The 17377-nt window shown below is 47.8% G+C and carries 11 protein-coding genes; 10 read left to right on the plus strand and 1 reads right to left on the minus strand.

Going from position 1 to position 17377, the window contains the following annotated elements:
• The first annotated feature begins 590 nt into the window (after positions 1–590).
• The 3 genes from secA to MKX68_RS14255 all read left to right on the plus strand — a co-directional run bounded on the left by secA (position 591) and on the right by MKX68_RS14255 (position 5691).
• Positions 591–3095, plus strand: a complete 2505-nt coding sequence (gene secA, locus MKX68_RS14245) for a preprotein translocase subunit SecA (protein ID WP_339312668.1) — start codon at positions 591–593, stop codon at positions 3093–3095.
• Between the two features lie 439 nt (positions 3096–3534).
• A protein-coding gene (gene prfB, locus MKX68_RS14250) for a peptide chain release factor 2 (RefSeq protein ID WP_340912466.1) occupies positions 3535–4648 on the plus strand; the annotation gives its coding sequence in 2 pieces (ribosomal slippage) (positions 3535–3606 and positions 3608–4648; 1113 coding nt in all).
• 134 nt (positions 4649–4782) lie between these two features.
• Positions 4783–5691, plus strand: a complete 909-nt coding sequence (locus MKX68_RS14255; protein ID WP_133386069.1) for a YitT family protein — start codon at positions 4783–4785, stop codon at positions 5689–5691.
• A gap of 277 nt (positions 5692–5968) precedes the next feature.
• Here the strand turns inward: MKX68_RS14255 and cls are convergent, their stop codons facing one another.
• The gene (gene cls, locus MKX68_RS14260; protein WP_133386068.1) at positions 5969–7417 is read right to left on the minus strand and encodes a cardiolipin synthase; all 1449 of its coding nucleotides are present in this window, start codon (positions 7415–7417) and stop codon (positions 5969–5971) included.
• Between the two features lie 330 nt (positions 7418–7747).
• Between cls and argC the strand changes: the two genes are divergently transcribed.
• The 7 genes from argC to argH all read left to right on the plus strand — a co-directional run bounded on the left by argC (position 7748) and on the right by argH (position 17179).
• Entirely contained in the window at positions 7748–8797 is a 1050-nt protein-coding gene (gene argC / locus MKX68_RS14265) for an N-acetyl-gamma-glutamyl-phosphate reductase (protein ID WP_340912469.1), read from the plus strand.
• Positions 8798–8924: 127 nt separating this feature from the next.
• Positions 8925–10163: a bifunctional glutamate N-acetyltransferase/amino-acid acetyltransferase ArgJ gene (argJ, locus tag MKX68_RS14270; protein ID WP_340912471.1), complete on the plus strand. Its 1239-nt coding sequence runs from the start codon at positions 8925–8927 to the stop codon at positions 10161–10163.
• 335 nt (positions 10164–10498) lie between these two features.
• Complete coding sequence (gene argB, locus MKX68_RS14275; RefSeq protein WP_091013051.1) at positions 10499–11338, plus strand: acetylglutamate kinase; 840 nt, start codon at positions 10499–10501, stop codon at positions 11336–11338.
• A 352-nt stretch (positions 11339–11690) separates the two neighbouring features.
• Positions 11691–12944 (plus strand): aspartate aminotransferase family protein, encoded by a 1254-nt coding sequence (locus tag MKX68_RS14280; RefSeq protein ID WP_340912475.1) that lies wholly within the window; start codon positions 11691–11693, stop codon positions 12942–12944.
• A 199-nt stretch (positions 12945–13143) separates the two neighbouring features.
• Positions 13144–14109: an ornithine carbamoyltransferase gene (gene argF, locus MKX68_RS14285; RefSeq protein WP_340912476.1), complete on the plus strand. Its 966-nt coding sequence runs from the start codon at positions 13144–13146 to the stop codon at positions 14107–14109.
• 324 nt (positions 14110–14433) lie between these two features.
• The gene (locus MKX68_RS14290; RefSeq protein ID WP_017692004.1) at positions 14434–15669 is read left to right on the plus strand and encodes an argininosuccinate synthase; all 1236 of its coding nucleotides are present in this window, start codon (positions 14434–14436) and stop codon (positions 15667–15669) included.
• Between the two features lie 106 nt (positions 15670–15775).
• Complete coding sequence (gene argH / locus MKX68_RS14295) at positions 15776–17179, plus strand: argininosuccinate lyase (protein ID WP_036612430.1); 1404 nt, start codon at positions 15776–15778, stop codon at positions 17177–17179.
• The last annotated feature ends 198 nt before the right edge of the window (positions 17180–17377 follow it).

Consider the following 17377-nt stretch of genomic DNA (forward strand, 5'->3'; position numbering starts at 1 on the left):
AAGAAGTGTGCCGTGGCGTGTTGCGGCGGCCCTTACAAACTGTTACAATTTATGCAAAGAGAATCATTGTCCTGATGAGGAATTGTCAACGAATGATCGCTAATCATAATCAATGACAGGCACAGCACCATGAACATGATTCGCAAGGCTCGGGCTTCGGCTAGATTTTTAATAACCGAATCCGCTTGAATACCGAATCAGCTTCATGAGGGACCCTTGGCAAGCCTGAAGTTGATTCATCATATTACTTATTAGCATATGATTTGAATTTGATTTTTACACGGATGACGAAGAGGGCAGAAATGACCTGTAGAAGTGAAGCGTTCGCCTGAAAGCTTTCTGAAAGAAAGCTACATCGGAAGCATACGCTTTATCCCCGGATTTCCTCCTCTGAGAAGAGAGTTTAAAAGAAATCAGGGGATAACAGCGATCGAAAGGACATTCTGGCAACTGAGTTGATGAAGTGTAACCTTCATTAAGCTCAAATTATATTGTTTGTCACCCCCGGGCAAGTGGATGCAACATCCATCCGATGGTGTCGCGTGGCGGCAACAGGGGGTCTATTCTGTTTTGCACGAAAGGGGTATACCATGCTAGGACTTGTCAAAAAGATCTTCGGCGACATGAATGAACGTGATGTTAAACGTCTGATGAAGACGGTCGATGTGATCAATAAACTGGAACCACAATTTCAGGCGTTGTCTGATGAACAACTGAAAGGTAAAACGGACGAATACCGTGCTCGTATTGAAAAGGGAGAAACAACAGATGAGCTTCTTCCAGAGGCATTTGCAACCGTACGTGAGGCATCACGCCGTGTACTGGGCAAACGTCACTACGATGTACAGATGCTGGGCGGTATCGCTCTGCATGAAGGCCGTATTTCCGAGATGAAAACGGGTGAAGGTAAAACGCTGGTAGGAACACTTCCGGTATATCTGAACGCATTGATGTCCAAAGGTGTACACGTGGTTACGGTCAATGACTATTTGGCACAGCGGGATAGCCAGGAAATGGGACAAATCTATGAATTCATGGGCATGACGGTAGGGGTTAACCTGAGCGGTATGGACCATGCTTTGAAACAACATGCATATGCATGTGATATTACGTACGGAACGAACAACGAATTTGGTTTTGACTATCTGCGTGACAACATGGTGCTCTACAAGGAGCAAATGGTACAACGTCCATTGTTCTTCTGTATCATTGATGAAGTAGACTCCATCCTGGTCGATGAGGCGCGTACGCCACTCATTATCTCTGGACAAGCTCAGAAGTCGACGGATATGTACTATGCAGCAGATCGTTTTGTGAAACGTTTGGTGCCGGAAGAAGACTTTACGGTAGACATTAAGGTGAAATCCGTAGCGTTGACTGAGGCGGGCGTGGCCAAAGCAGAGAAAGCATTTGGTATCGAGAACTTGTATGATCATGCCAACGTTACTCTCAACCATCACATCGTACAGGGCCTGAAAGCCAACGTAATCATGCGTCGTGACGTGGATTATGTGGTCAGTGATGAAGAGGTTATGATCGTTGATGAATTCACAGGTCGTCTGATGTCTGGACGTCGTTACAGTGATGGATTGCACCAAGCGATTGAAGCCAAAGAAGGTATCGAAGTACAAAACGAGAGCATGACGCTTGCTACGATTACCTTCCAGAACTATTTCCGGATGTACCGTAAACTTGCGGGTATGACGGGTACAGCGAAAACCGAGGAAGAAGAGTTCAAAAAAATCTACGGTCTCGAAGTACTGCAGATTCCAACTAACCGTCCGAACAAACGGGATGACATGGCAGATGTCGTGTATAAGAGCATCGATGGCAAGTTCAAAGCGGTTGTGGAAGAGATCGTGGAACGCCACAGCAAGAACCAGCCGGTTCTGGTAGGTACAGTATCCATCGAGAACTCTGAACGCCTGTCTGACATGCTTAAGCGCCGTGGTGTAAAACACCAGGTACTGAACGCCAAGTACCATGCGGAAGAAGCAGAGATCATCTCAGGAGCTGGTCAAGCGGGTGCGGTAACGATTGCAACCAACATGGCTGGACGGGGTACAGATATTATCTTGGGTGAAGGTGTAGCTGAAGTAGGCGGCCTTCATATCATCGGTACAGAGCGTCACGAATCACGCCGGATTGATAATCAGCTGCGTGGTCGTGCAGGACGTCAAGGTGACCCGGGTTCAACACAATTCTACCTGTCACTGGGTGATGAATTGATGAGACGTTTCGGTGCAGACAATGTACTGAACATGATGGAGCGCCTTGGTTTTGAAGAAGACCAACCGATCGAGAGCCGGATGATTACCCGTGCAGTAGAATCGGCGCAGAAGCGTGTTGAAGGTAACAACTTTGACGTGCGTAAAGTCGTTCTCCAATATGATGATGTTATGAACCAACAACGTGAAATTATATATAAACAGCGCCGCGAGGTACTGGAGTCCGAAAACATCAAACAGATCGTTATGGATATGATCAAACCTTCCATCGAACGTATCGTTGAAGCTCACTGTGGTGACGATATTCCGGAAAACTGGGAGTTACAGGAAGTTGCTGATTACATGAACAGCAAATTGCTGGATGATGGTTCGGTAACAAAAGATGATCTGTGGGGCAAGGAAGCAGAAGAGATTATCGAGTACCTGTTTACGAAAGTTCAGAACAAGTACAATGCACGTGAAGAGCGAATTGGCGAAGATATGGTTCGTGAGTTCGAGAAAGTGGTTGTGCTTCGTGCAGTAGACAGCAAGTGGATGGATCATATTGATGCTATGGATCAATTGCGTCAAGGTATCCACCTTCGCGCTTACGGCGGTACAGATCCACTGCGTGAGTACCAGTTCGAAGGCTTCGAGATGTTCCATCAGATGATCGCTTCGATTCAGGAAGAAGTAGCGACTTATGTGATGAGAGCACAGATCGAGAGCAATCAGGAGCGTCAAGCAGTTGTTGAGGAAAGTCAGATCTCGACAAGCGGTGAACCTGCTGAGAAACGTCCAGTGAAGGTTTCCGACCAAATCGGACGTAACGATCCATGCCCATGCGGTAGTGGCAAGAAGTTCAAACACTGCCACGGTCAAGAGTAGTACGATGGTTTTTATATACACTTTAGTGTAATAAGTTGAACCTTGATTTTACACCATAACGGAGAGTGCAGAAGCAATCTGAAGAAGCGGAGCGTTCGCCTTTATCCTCGGATTTTCCCCTTGTAAGAGGGGATCAAGAAAATCTGGGGATAAGAGCGATCGGAAGATGCTACTGTAATCGGAGTGCAGGTGTAACAGTTACTAGGGCAACTTATATAGCATGACATGAACGGCTCCTTGCAGCCGGGTATTCCATAGGATGAAGTGAAGGATGCAAAACCGGTTAATGGTGCATAGTTATAATAATATGACCATGATCATGGAGAAGAGATATACTGATACAACAGTTGTCTCAACACCAGGGTGACGCATCGCATACTTGATCTGGAGGAATACCCTGGATGCGGGGAGCTTATCTTAATGAAAAGAGGAATTGCACATGATCGATCCAAACGTGAAGCATGACCTGCGTGAAATAGGCAAGAAACTAACAAACCTTAGGGGGTCTCTTTGACTTAGATCTGAAGCAAGAGATGATCGGCAACTTCGAAGTGAAGATGTCTGCCCCGGATTTCTGGGACGATAGTGACAAGGCGCAATCCGTAATCGCTGAGCTAAACGCGGTGAAGGGATCTGTGGATCAATACTCCAAACTCCAACAGGATTATGATGATGCGGTGATGATGATAGAGTTGGCGGATGAAGAAGGCGACGAAGACCTCGCTACCGAGATTGGTAACAGTATTACAGCGATCGTGAACAAAGTCGCAGAGTTCGAACTTCAGCTTCTCCTGAATCAGCCGTACGACAAGATGAATGCGATTCTGGAGCTTCACCCGGGTGCGGGTGGTACCGAGTCCCAGGATTGGGGACAGATGCTGCTCCGGATGTACACACGTTGGTCCGAGAAGCGTGGCTTCAAGGTTGAGGTACTGGATTATCTGCCAGGTGATGAGGCTGGGATCAAGAGTGTTACGTTGTCGATCAAGGGACATAACGCTTATGGTTATCTGAAAGCCGAGAAGGGTGTACACCGACTGGTGCGGATCTCTCCTTTTGACTCATCGGGCCGTAGACATACGTCCTTCGTATCCTGTGATGTGGTACCGGAGATTGATGATACGATCGAATTGGACATCCGCACCGAGGACCTAAAGATCGATACGTACCGGGCAAGTGGCGCGGGTGGACAACATATCAATACCACCGACTCTGCTGTACGGATTACTCACCTTCCAACAGGTGTAGTTGTAACGTGTCAGAATGAACGTTCACAGATCAAGAACCGTGAGCGAGCGATGACGATGCTCCGTTCGAAATTGTATGAGCGTAAAATTGAAGAGCAAAAACAACAGCTGGATGAAATCCGAGGGGATCAGTCGGATATTTCATGGGGTAGCCAGATTCGCTCCTATGTGTTCCATCCCTATAGTATGGTAAAGGATCACCGTACAAGCGTAGAGACAGGAAATACAGGAGCAGTAATGGACGGCGACCTCGATGCATTCATCGATGGTTATTTGCGCAGCCAGATTAAAGTAGAAACCGATTAATAGAAGTTCCTGTATGGACCCATGCGTGTAGGCGTATGCTGGTGTATATGGGAGCTTTTTTTTGAATAATTTTATAGGATATAGAAAAAATGAGCGAACAATTGATCAGTCACAACAAAGGAGAGCACGAGAACATGCAACAACGATCACAATTTCATAATAATCGCAAAAAGAGGTTAACCAGCCTCATCCCCCTAAACGGGCCTTGGAGAAACGTCGTGGATACGTTATCCATCATTGTAGGTTCATTTTTAATCGCAGTGGCCTTTAATTTATTCCTATTACCGAATCAGATCGCTTCAGGCGGGGTGTCCGGGTTATCGATCCTCGGCAAGGAATGGCTCAATTGGGAGCCGGCTTATACTCAGTGGGCAATTAATATACCACTCCTGATTGCAGGGTTTCTGCTCATTGGCAAACAGTATGGTATCCGTTCAGTTCTCGGCAGTATTGTCCTGCCATTGTTAGTCTATCTGACGAAGGATTGGGCCATTCCAACAACGAATCCGCTTCTGGGTTCACTGTACGGTGGAATTGGCGTGGGTCTGGGGATTGGCATTGTATATCGAGGTAGAGGATCAACAGGAGGCATGAGCATTCTCGCCAGGATCGTGCAGAAGTACAGTGGCCTGAGTTACTCCCTCTGTGTCGTAATTATGGATGCCACCGTTATTATTATGGCTGCATTTGTGTTGTCCTTGGAGCAGTCCCTCTATGCGCTGATTGGGTTGTATGTTACCGGTAAAGTGATCGATGCTGTTGAGATGGGACTGGGCTTCTCCAAGGTGGCGTATATTATCTCCAACCAAACAGAAGCGATTAGCAAAGTGATTCTGGATGATCTGGATCGTGGCTTAACGAAACTGGAAGCCAAGGGCGGGTACACCGACGACCAACGAACGGTACTGATGGTAGTGGTTGGGCAAAATGAGGTACCAAGACTCAAAGCGTTGATCCGGTCTGTGGACCCGGGAGCTTTTGTCATTATCAGTAACGCGCACGAAGTGCTCGGCGAAGGTTTTAAGCGGGGAGAACATGTGTGAACGAGTTTAAAATACAGCGAGTGAGCCGTGTAGGCTCATAAGTTTGAAAATTTAAGAAAAAAAGCAGGTACGCCCTCCTCTGAGATAACGGTGAGGGAGTACCTGCTTTTCTATTATTAAAAGTTCAACTTAACATCCAATAACGGAGAGGACAGAAATATCCTGAAGAAGTGGAACGTTCGGCTTTATCCCCGGATTTTCCCCTTTAGAATAGAAAATCAAAAAAATCTGGGGATAACAGCGATCGGAAAGCGATTCTGTCATCGGAGTGCCACCACTACAGAATCGGAGATAGCAGACGGGAAATGGCTTCTTTGAAGCGAATGATCAGACTGCGTTTCTGGTATTCATCGAGCGTCATCTCACGCGATACATGCAGGTCGTGCTCAAAGGTTTGTACAAGTGCTGTCGCAATCGTTTCATCATACATAAAGGCATTAACCTCAAAGTTTAACCGGAAACTGCGGTAGTCAATATTGGCGGTTCCCACGGATGCAACCAAACTGTCAATGATAAGTGTTTTGGCATGAATGAAGCCATTATCATATATAAATACTTTGGCGCCAACTTTTAACAACTCACCAATATAAGATAACGTAGCCCAATATACAAAGGCATGGTCGGGTTTATTAGGAATCATGATGCGAACATCAATACCGGACAGACACGCGAGACGAATAGCTTCGAATACACTGGCATCCGGGATAAAATAAGGCGTTTGAATCAGAATCGAATGTTTGGCACCATTAATCATCTTGAGATAACTGTTCTTGATATGCTCGGTCTCTGCATCCGGTCCACTAGAGACAATCTGCATGGCAATCTTTCCTGTACCCTCGATATGAGGGAAATGCGCCGGAACGTAAGGTGTGTCGTGTTGCTTGGACGCTTCGTTCCAATCCAGGAGGAAACGGGTCTGCAGCGCATGAACGGCATTCCCCTGAATACGCAGATGTGTGTCACGCCAGTAACCGAATTTCGAGTTCAAGCCGAGATACTCATCTCCCACATTAAACCCGCCCGTGTATCCCAGGTTACCATCGATGATGACAATCTTCCGGTGGTTCCGGTAGTTCATACGCAAGTTGATCAGACTGAATTTGGAGGGGAAAAAGACTTCAACCAAACCGCCTGCTTCGCGCAATTCTTTGAAAAAGCGTTTTGATACCCGCCGTGATCCGAGCGCGTCATACAGCAAACGAACTTTGATGCCTTCCCGCGCTTTGCGGATAAGTGCATCCCGAATTCTTTTGCCCAGACGGTCGCCTCTATAAATGTAGTATTGTACGTGCACGTGATCCTTGGCCGCTTCGATGTCATCCAAGAGCCGTTGGAACTTGTCTGTTCCGTCTGTAATGATCTCAACCGCATTATCCTCCGTTAACAGAGCGCCGTTCTGCTTCAGGTTCATATAGATCATGTCCTGGCTACTCTCGGTTGCTTGGTTGCGGAAAGGGGTGCGGTTATCGTGCAACTGCGTGAGCTGGGCTTCAATACGTTCCTCTAGCCCGAGCTTCTTACGTTCCTTCCACTGGAAAAGCCGGTATCGGGTCAGATTCTGACCGGTTAAAAGATAAAGTACAAACCCAAACACCGGAATAAAGTTCAAGACGAGCAGCCAAGCCCAGGAAGCGCTGGCATCCTTCCGTTCGAAGAAAACGACTGCTGCGGCAAAAATAATATTCAGGCCAAGGAGTACAATAAGTAAAATGGATTCAATATGCACTATAGTCCCCCACGTCTCATAATGACCATCATGAATCTATTCATATGTCCTTGACTAGCAGGTTAGTTATGAATGAGACCCTGATTGTAATGTTTCCTACTAATACGTATTTTAACAGAAGTATACCTGTTCGTCCCGGATGTTAAAAAAGATATGTTCGGATTGGATGGAAATCCATGTGAAATTGATGATAGAGTGTTGTATTTATATAACCAGAGTCGTATAATAATACACAAATATGCATATAAGCGACGGAATTGCTGTGTTCGGGCCTCATTCATGCAAGGGCATAGCACAAGTAGCGCATACATCGAGATTGGGGGAGCGAGAGTGAATAACAAATTAAAAGTAGCAATCGTCGGTTCCACCGGCTACGGCGGGGTGGAGCTGATTCGTTTTTTCCAGAACCATCCGCAGGTTGAAATCACATCGGTGATCTCATCATCGAGCAGTGGTGAGTCCATCGCAGATGGATTTCCGCATTTGACGGACGTGATTCACAGGCCACTCGACGGTGTAGATCCGGCTGAGATTGCGAGTCGTGCGGATCTGGTATTCACAGCGACCCCGTCCGGCGTAAGTGCAAAGCTCGTACCAAGCCTGCTGGCAGCAGGGCTTAAGGTCATTGACCTGTCTGGCGATTTCAGACTCAAAGATGGAACAGTGTACGAAGAGTGGTACAAACATCCGGCGCCTTCAGCGGATTTGCTGGAACAAGCTGTTTACGGCATGGCTGAGGTGTACGGTGAAAAGGTGAAGGGACAGAATTTTATATCCAACCCAGGCTGTTATCCAACGGCTACACTTCTTGGGCTGATCCCTGCAGTAGAGGCAGGCTGGATTGATCCTTCTACTATTATAATTGATGCTAAATCAGGCGTATCCGGTGCAGGACGCGGAACAAGTCTGACGAACCATTATGCAGAGATGAATGAAAATTTCAAAGCCTATAAACTGAACAAACACCAACATATTCCCGAGATTGAACAAGTGCTTGGTGATATAACAGGAACACCTGTTACGGTTACCTTTACAACACAACTGGTGCCAATGACACGTGGAATCATGAGTACGATGTATGCAAACCTCGTTGGGGAACACAGCGACCGGGAGATCGTAGATTTGTACCGTAAATATTATGAGAACAGACCTTTTGTACGTGTACGTGAACCGGGTATCTGGCCTTCGACCAAAGAAGTGTACGGATCCAACTATTGTGATATCGGATTTGCGGTTGATCCTCGCACAGGGCGTTTGACGATTATTTCGGTCATCGACAACCTGGTGAAGGGTGCTTCCGGGCAAGCGATTCAAAATATGAACCTGATGATGGGATGGGAGGAGAACCTCGGGCTGAACATGACACCGGTATATCCTTAAGGTGGAACTCAGGAGGAGCACTGGAACATTCGGTGTAAAGTGCTTTCTCGGAGTCTCTTAGGGAGAACGGATCAGGTTAAGCAGGCGGATCATCGGCATATAGCTGAACGCATACGGGGGATATGATATGGGAACGAATGTGGAGCAACAGAACTTTACCGTGGTTGAGAACGGAACAATTGTAGCCCCTGGGGGATTCACTGCTGGTGGACTTCACTGCGGATTGAAAAAGACATCTCGTAATGACATCGGAGCGATCCGCTGTGATGTACCTGCTACAGCTGCTGCTGTATACACAACGAACGTGTTTCAAGCGGCACCACTCAAAGTAACGCGCGAAAGCTTGAGCAACGGACGCCTTCAGGCTGTTATCGTCAACAGTGGTAATGCCAATGCATGTACAGGGCAACAAGGGGAAGAAGATGCTTATGCGATGCGTTCGGCTGCTGCGCGTGAGTTGGGTGTGGCGGAAGAGGACGTGGCTGTGGCATCCACAGGTGTCATTGGGGAATTGCTCAAAATGGATGCTGTACATTCAGGCATCACCGGACTTCCAGCGCATATGGGCAAGGAGTCGAATGAGGCGGAACAATTTTCACAAGCGATTCTGACAACGGATTTGGTGAAAAAGGAAGCCTGCGTCTCCGTTATGGTTAACGGTAAGACGGTTACGATTGCGGGAGCCGCCAAAGGCTCGGGTATGATTCATCCGAATATGGCGACAATGCTCGCTTTTATGACCTCTGACGCGGTCATTGGTGCAGAAGCGTTGCAGCGCCTGCTGCGCCAGGCAACCAATCATACATTCAACATGATTACAGTCGATGGGGATACAAGTACAAACGACATGCTGGTAGCCATGTCCAGTGGATATGCAGGCAATGAAGAGCTGACGATGGATCACCCGGATTGGGAAGCTTTTGCAGCAGGCTTCACCTATGTATGCCAAGTGCTGGCCAAAGCCATTGCTCGCGATGGTGAAGGAGCAACCAAACTGGTCGAGGTAGAAGTTACAGGTGCAGTAAGTGATGAATCCGCGCAAGCCATTGCCAAAACCGTCATCGGTTCCAGTTTGGTGAAATCCGCCATGTTCGGCGCAGATGCCAACTGGGGACGGATTATTGCAGCCGTAGGGCGTGCAGGACAGCCGGTAAACCCGGATAAAGTAGATATCCGTTTGGGGGATATCTCGGTACTCGCGCAGTCCCGCCCAGTCGTGTTTGACGAAGAAGCGGCCTTGGCCTATTTGCAGACCGATACAGTTCGCATTGTGGTAGATCTGCACCACGGCGAAGGAACGGCTACAGCCTGGGGCTGTGACCTGACGTATGACTACGTCCGAATTAACGCCGCATACCGCACGTAATAAACCTTTGGATAAAGGTTTTGCGAAACAGCTGTCTTCTATTGTGAAGCTGTTTCGTGAGATGTTTCAAAAATTATCAATGAAATTTAAACTTGTTGTTTGGTGTTGGACATATAGCGATAGTAATGGAGAAGACGGAATTGATTCTGCAGAAGCGGAGCGGTCGCCTTTGTCTCCGGGTGTTCCCCTATATAGGGATAATTCAAGAAACCTGGAGACAACAGCGATCAAAAGAACAATCCGAATTCGGAATGGACTCCTACCAGCCTTTGTGACCTTATAAAAGTGTTATATTTTTTTGAATATAATTTTTACTATGATAGGAGCTTGCCCTCATGAATTCAACAATGCCAAACAAGAGTACCGCAACGGAAGCGAGCACAGAGAAACAGATGTTTGTCATGAAATGTGGAGGCAGCACGCTGGCAGCATTGCCCGAGTCTTTCTTTGCGGATCTGCGTGATCTGCAGTCTCAGGGCACGCAGCCGGTAATCGTGCATGGCGGAGGTCCTGCGATCTCGGATAACCTGGCGAAGCTTGGTATCGAAACTGAATTCGTTAATGGCCTGCGCAAAACGACTGAACCTGTGCTGGACGTAGTGGAGATGGTACTCGCTGGAAGTATCAACAAACAGATCGTGCGTTTGATTCAACGTGTTGGTGGTCGTGCACTAGGCTTGTCTGGCGTGGACGGTGGCCTGATTCAGGCTAAACCTGTTACAAACCACGCAGAGATCGGTTGGGTAGGCGATGTCACTGGTGTGAACGCAGAGATTATCCAAGGTATCGTGAACATGGGTTACATGCCAGTTATCGCACCAGTTGGTGTAGATGCAACTGGACAACGCTACAACATTAATGCAGATACAGCTGCGGGTGCAGTGGCGTCTCATCTCGGCGTAAGTCGGATGATTGTCGTAACAGATGTCCCTGGCATCATGAAGAACGTAGGTGGCGAGAAAAAAGTACTGCCATCCGTATCTGTACAAGAGATTGAGGACATGATCCAGACCGGAGAAATCTATGGCGGCATGATTCCCAAAGTACGTGCAGCCATCGCTTGTATCCATGGTCAAGTACGTGAGGTCATCATCGTAGATGGCAGCGAACCTCAAATCCTGAGCCGTGTGCTCGGCGGAGAAATCATCGGAACAAAAATCATCCGTATGCAATAAGGTTCATTTGGGTTCTTATACAAGATAAAAAATATGTGCATGGCTTTTTATATAAGAAATCTAATTTTACACACATAATAACGTAGGGTGCAGAACCAATCTGAAGAATAAAAATGCATAACGGAGAGGACAGAAATAACCTGAAGAAGCGGAGCGTGCGCCTTTATCACAGGATTTTCCCCATTGAAGGGGAATAAAAAAAATCCAGGGATAACAGCGATCAGAAGGTTGTTCTATCATCGAAGTGGAAGTATGCATACGTTCGAAAGATAGTTCTGCAATCGGATGATCTAGTGTAAATCAGGTTTCTTATATAATTGCTCGTGCACCAACCAATAGGAGTGATATGGTCATGGCAAAAGGCAACGAACAGCCAGGTTCTGGCACAGCGGTAGCGGGCGCAACAGCAACAGGTGCAGCGGGACAGACGGAAAGCTCGCTTTTCCAAACGTATGCGCGTTATCCAATCAGTCTGGTCAAAGGTAAAGGCAGCTGGTTGTGGGATGATCAGGGTAACCGTTATCTCGATTTCATGTGCGGACTCGCTGTAACTAGCCTGGGCCATGCACCGGAGAAAGTTGGAGCCAAGCTGAAAGCTCAGATTGATGAGTTGTGGCATGTGTCCAACTTGTTCCAGATTCCAGGCCAGGAGAAGGCAGCGGCATTATTGACAGCTAATACGTGCGCTGATGCAGTATTTTTCTGTAACAGTGGTGCCGAAGCGAACGAAGCGGCTATTAAGGTAGCCCGTCGTTATCACCAGAAGGTGAAAGGCACAGATCGTTATGAAGTGATCACATTTGCCCAGTCCTTCCATGGACGGACACTCGCTACACTGACAGCCACCGGACAGGATAAGGTGAAAGAAGGATTTTTGCCATTGCCAGCCGGATTTGTTACCGTACCTTTACATGATATCCCTGCACTTGAAGCGGCAATCGGACCCAACACAGCAGCGATTATGCTGGAAATGGTTCAGGCCGAAGGTGGTGTATATCCAGTTGAACTGGAATTCGTCAAGCATGTACGGAAACTGTGTGACGAGCACGGGTTGCTTCTGATTGTCGATGAAGTACAAACAGGAATGGGACGTACGGGTAAACTGTTCGCGCACGAACATTATGGCATTGAGCCAGACGTGTTCACCGTTGCCAAAGGTATCGGTAGTGGTTTCCCTGTAGGTGCGATGTTGGGTAAAGGTTTCCTGCGGGATGCGTTCACACCAGGTAGCCATGCGACAACATTTGGTGGAACACCACTTGCTTCATCCGTTGTCATTGCGACAATCGAAACGATGCTGGAAGATCGTTTGCCTGAGCGCGCAGCGGAGATGGGTGAATACCTGATGAGCTCCCTGCGGAATCGTTTGGCGGGCAATTCCTTTGTGAAGGAAGTACGTGGCTTGGGATTGTTGGTCGGTATCGAATGTGCTGAGCCGGTAGGTGATATTGTGCTTGCTGGGCAAAAACGCGGTATCTTGTTTGTCTCTGCAGGACCGAATGTGATTCGTTTGCTTCCGAACCTGTATGTGAGCAAAGAAGAGATCGACGAGGCCGTATCGCTGGTAGGCACATTGATCGAAGAGCATGTAGCGGCGAAAGCCTAATATAAAAATGAGAACCTTTCTGTCTCGGGGCCATTACAGGCCTCGAAGCAGAATGAGATGATGAATCCCTGTAGCCGCGTGGTGAAATTGCAGAAGGCGGGAATGGATAAACTCGAGAAGCATCCAGACAAAGTGTTAACGTTGCTATCTCTTCTGCCCATGCGGGTGCAGGGAACCGGAAATAAGGAGGACATTATACATGACAGCACAACAAACGGAAAAAATTCAGAAGATTGATCTGAGAGGCCGGGATTTTATCGAGTTCACGGACTACACGGCAGAGGAGATTCGTTATCTGCTTGATCTCGCGATTGAGATTAAAGGTAAGCAAAAAAGCGGTGTACCTTTTCAACCGTTGAAAGGTAAAACGATCGGACTTATTTTTGAAAAATCATCTACACGTACGCGTGTATCCTTTGAAGTGGGTATGTTCCAATTGGGCGGACACGCGCTCTTCCTGAGCAAAAATGATATCCAGCTGGGTCGCGGGGAAACAACACATGATACAGCCAAAGTATTGTCCCGTTACCTGGACGGCATCATGATCCGTACCTTTGGACACCATAATGTAACTGAATTGGCAGAGCATGCGGATGTTCCGGTCATTAACGGCCTGAGCGATGCAGCGCATCCTTGTCAGGTACTGGCAGACTTCCAAACGGTGCTGGAGCACAAAGGCAAGCTGGCAGGTCTGAAAATGGCTTACATCGGAGATGGCAACAACATGGCGCACTCCCTAATGCTCGGAGCAGCGAAGATGGGTATGCATGTTGCTGTAGCAACGCCAGAAGGCTATGAGCCGGATAGCGCAGTTGTGGAGCAGGCACGCATTATCGCACAGGAGAGCGGTTCTGAAGTGACTGTAACGTACAGTGCACAGGAAGCAGCCAAAGATGCAGATATCGTGTATACGGATGTATGGGCGAGCATGGGCTTTGAAGAAGAGCAGAAGATTCGGGAGCAGGCATTCGCAGCATATCAAGTGGACGAGGAACTGATGAAAGGCGCGAAGTCGGACTACATGTTCTTGCATTGTCTGCCAGCACACCGCGGCGAAGAAGTGAGTGCCGGTGTAATTGACGGACCGAACTCCCTGATCTTTGATCAGGCGGAGAATCGCTTGCATGCACAGAAAGCCTTAATGGCTGCATTAATGAGCGAATAGCTGCTATTTCATTGAATGGGTTGATTTTAGGCGCAGATTTCGCGATGATAGATTCATCTATAATGTACTTTAAAAAGTTAATTAAACAAGAAGCATACACAAAAACGGAGAGACAGAAAAAGCCTGAAGAAGCGAAGCGTGCACCTGAAGACTTTCTGAAAGAAAGCTGCATCGGAAGCATAGGCTTTCCCCGGATTTTACCCTTTATCAAAAAGGGATGGAAAAATTTGGGGATAACAGTGATCGGAAGGGTTTTCTGGCTCGTAGGATTCAGTGTATGAAGGCTCTGTTTAACTTAACTGATCTTGGGGAGGACCATTGAACATGGCTAAGGAAAAAATTGTACTCGCGTATTCAGGCGGGTTGGACACATCTGTAATTTTGAAATGGTTGAAAGAAACGTATGATGCAGAGATTATCGCGTTCACAGCAGATATTGGACAAAAGGATGAACTGGATGGCTTGGAGGAAAAAGCACTGGCAACAGGCGCTTCCAAAGTATACATTGACGATCTGCGCGATGAGTTCGCGAAAGATTTCATCTATCCGATGTTCCAGGCGGGTGCCCTTTATGAAGGACAATACCTTCTCGGTACAAGTATCGCTCGTCCACTGATCGCTAAACGCATGGTGGATATCGCTCGTGCAGAAGGTGCTACAGCCATCGCTCACGGCGCTACAGGTAAAGGAAATGACCAAGTTCGCTTTGAATTGAACGCGGCTGCGCTGACACCAGACATTAACGTAATCGCACCTTGGCGTCTGGAAGAATTCCGTAACCAGTTCCCTGGACGTGCTGAGATGATCGCTTACGCTGAGAAACATGGTATTCCGGTAACCGCATCTGCGGCTAAACCGTACTCGACAGACCGTAACTTGCTGCATATCAGCTATGAGAGCGGTGTGCTTGAAGATCCTTGGTTCGATCCAAGCGCGGATGAGAACAAAGACATGTTCTTGCTGAGCAGTGCACCTGAAGATGCACCAGATCAAGCGGAATATGTTGAACTGGAATTCGAACAAGGTGACTGTGTTGCACTGAACGGTGAGCGCTTGAGCCCACTGCAAGTGATGGAGCAACTGAATGAACTGGGTGGTAAACATGGTATTGGCCGTGTAGATATGGTTGAGAACCGTTTTGTTGGTATGAAGAGCCGTGGCGTGTACGAAACACCAGGTGGAACAATCTTGTTCACCGCACATCGCAAAATGGAATCCATCACGATGGACCGTGAAGTGATGAACCTGCGTGACAGCCTGATCACACGTTACAGCACACTGGTATACAACGGTTTCTGGTTCGCACCAGAGCGTCTTGCATTGCAAGCGCTGGTGACTGAAAGCCAGAAGAACGTAACAGGTACGGTTCGTGTGAAACTGTACAAAGGCAACATCATCGGCGCAGGTGTGAAAAGTCCTGTCAGCCTTTACAATCCGGACATCGCAACGATGGAAGCTGATCCAACACAAGCCTACGATCAAGGCGATGCAACAGGCTTTATCCGCCTGAATGCACTGCGTTTGAAAGTAAACTCCGGCGTGGAGCAAAACAAAAACTAATTTCAACCTGCATACTAGAGCTACATCAATATAAATGACAAGGCAGGCCGTTCTTGCACATCTGGCAGGAGCGGCTTTGTCCATGAGCGAAAGGGGAGTACTCACTGTGAGCAAGCTGTGGGGAGGACGTTTTACAAAACAAACCAATCATTTGGTTGAGGAATATACGGCATCGATCAATTTTGACAAAGCTTTGGCTGAGGAAGATATCCAGGGCAGTCTGGCCCATGTGACGATGCTGGGCAAATGCGGTATTCTTCCGGCGGAAGATGTAGAGACCATCAAAGAAGGTCTGATCACCGTTTTGCACAAAATCCGTGCAGGTGAAGTGGAATTCTCCGTATCGGACGAAGACATCCACATGAATATTGAGAAAAACCTGATCGAAACGATTGGCCCTGTAGGCGGTAAACTACATACAGGCCGTAGCCGGAACGACCAGGTTGCAACGGATATGCACCTATACCTGCGCGAGCGGGTGGTTGGCTTTGTAGGCATGTTGCATTCCTTGCAGGAAGCACTGATTGGACAAGCGAAAGATAACCTCGATACTATCGTACCGGGTTATACGCATCTTCAACGGGCCCAGCCGATTCTGTTCGCCCATCACCTGATGGCGTATGTATCCATGTTCCAACGGGATGCTGAGCGTCTGATGGACAGCTACAAACGCATTAACATCCTGCCACTGGGCGCAGGTGCGCTCGCGGGCACAACATTCCCGATTGACCGTCATTTTGTCGCGGAACAATTGGGCTTTGATGGCGTGTACGAGAACAGTCTGGACGCAGTAAGCGACCGTGACTTCATCGTTGAGTTTCTGGCAGCAGCTTCGCTGATCATGACTCACTTGTCCCGTCTGAGTGAAGAGCTGGTACTGTGGAGCAGCACAGAGTTTGGTTTCGTTGAACTGGACGATGCGTTCTGCACAGGCAGCAGCATTATGCCTCAGAAGAAAAACCCGGACGTTCCTGAACTCGTTCGTGGTAAAACAGGACGTGTGTACGGCAACCTGATTGGTTTGCTGACAGTATTAAAATCTCTTCCACTGGCATACAACAAAGACATGCAGGAAGACAAAGAAGGCATGTTTGATACTGTAGCGACGCTGGAAGGTGCATTGCAACTGTTCGCTCCAATGATCGCAACAATGACAGTGAACAAAGATCGGATGCGTCAAGCGGTCAACCAGGATTTCTCCAACGCTACGGATATTGCCGACTTCCTCGTGGGCGAAGGTTTGCCTTTCCGTCAGGCACACGAAGTGATTGGTAAAACAGTGCTGTACTGCATCCAGAACAGCAAGTATTTGCTGGATCTGACGATTGATGAATTCCGTCAGTTCTCACCACTGTTCGATGACCGGATCTATGACGTGCTGCAACCGGAAGCGGTAGTGAACGCTCGTAATGTTTACGGCGGAACAGCTTCGGGTCAAGTGGCTGAAGCCATTGGACGTAGTGAGAAGGTATTGGAGATTACCGAGCAATGGATTACGAACCGCGGTTAATGCCACGGTTACGATAGGTTACCATACAGATACGACAGTACAATAAAAAAAGCAGGCCAGAGAACTTTGTTCTCAGCGGCCTGCTTTTTGTGTTTTACAGCGATATGCTTTAAATATATTCAATTCAACTGCGAACGGAAGGAGGTTGTTCTGTCATCGGAGTACCAGCCTTCTTTATCTTCAGTAGCTCCTTATGCT

The sequence above is a fragment of the Paenibacillus sp. FSL M8-0212 genome, assembly GCF_038004645.1.
In the GTDB taxonomy this organism is placed as follows: Bacteria; Bacillota; Bacilli; order Paenibacillales; family Paenibacillaceae; genus Paenibacillus.

Coding starts and splice junctions, on each gene's coding strand:
- argF (WP_340912476.1), top strand. CDS start 13,144: ATGACAGCACAACAAACGGAAAAAATTCAGAAGATTGATCTGAGAGGC.
- secA (WP_339312668.1), top strand. CDS start 591: ATGCTAGGACTTGTCAAAAAGATCTTCGGCGACATGAATGAACGTGAT.
- MKX68_RS14280 (WP_340912475.1), top strand. CDS start 11,691: ATGGCAAAAGGCAACGAACAGCCAGGTTCTGGCACAGCGGTAGCGGGC.
- argJ (WP_340912471.1), top strand. CDS start 8,925: ATGGGAACGAATGTGGAGCAACAGAACTTTACCGTGGTTGAGAACGGA.
- argB (WP_091013051.1), top strand. CDS start 10,499: ATGAATTCAACAATGCCAAACAAGAGTACCGCAACGGAAGCGAGCACA.
- MKX68_RS14255 (WP_133386069.1), top strand. CDS start 4,783: ATGCAACAACGATCACAATTTCATAATAATCGCAAAAAGAGGTTAACC.
- MKX68_RS14290 (WP_017692004.1), top strand. CDS start 14,434: ATGGCTAAGGAAAAAATTGTACTCGCGTATTCAGGCGGGTTGGACACA.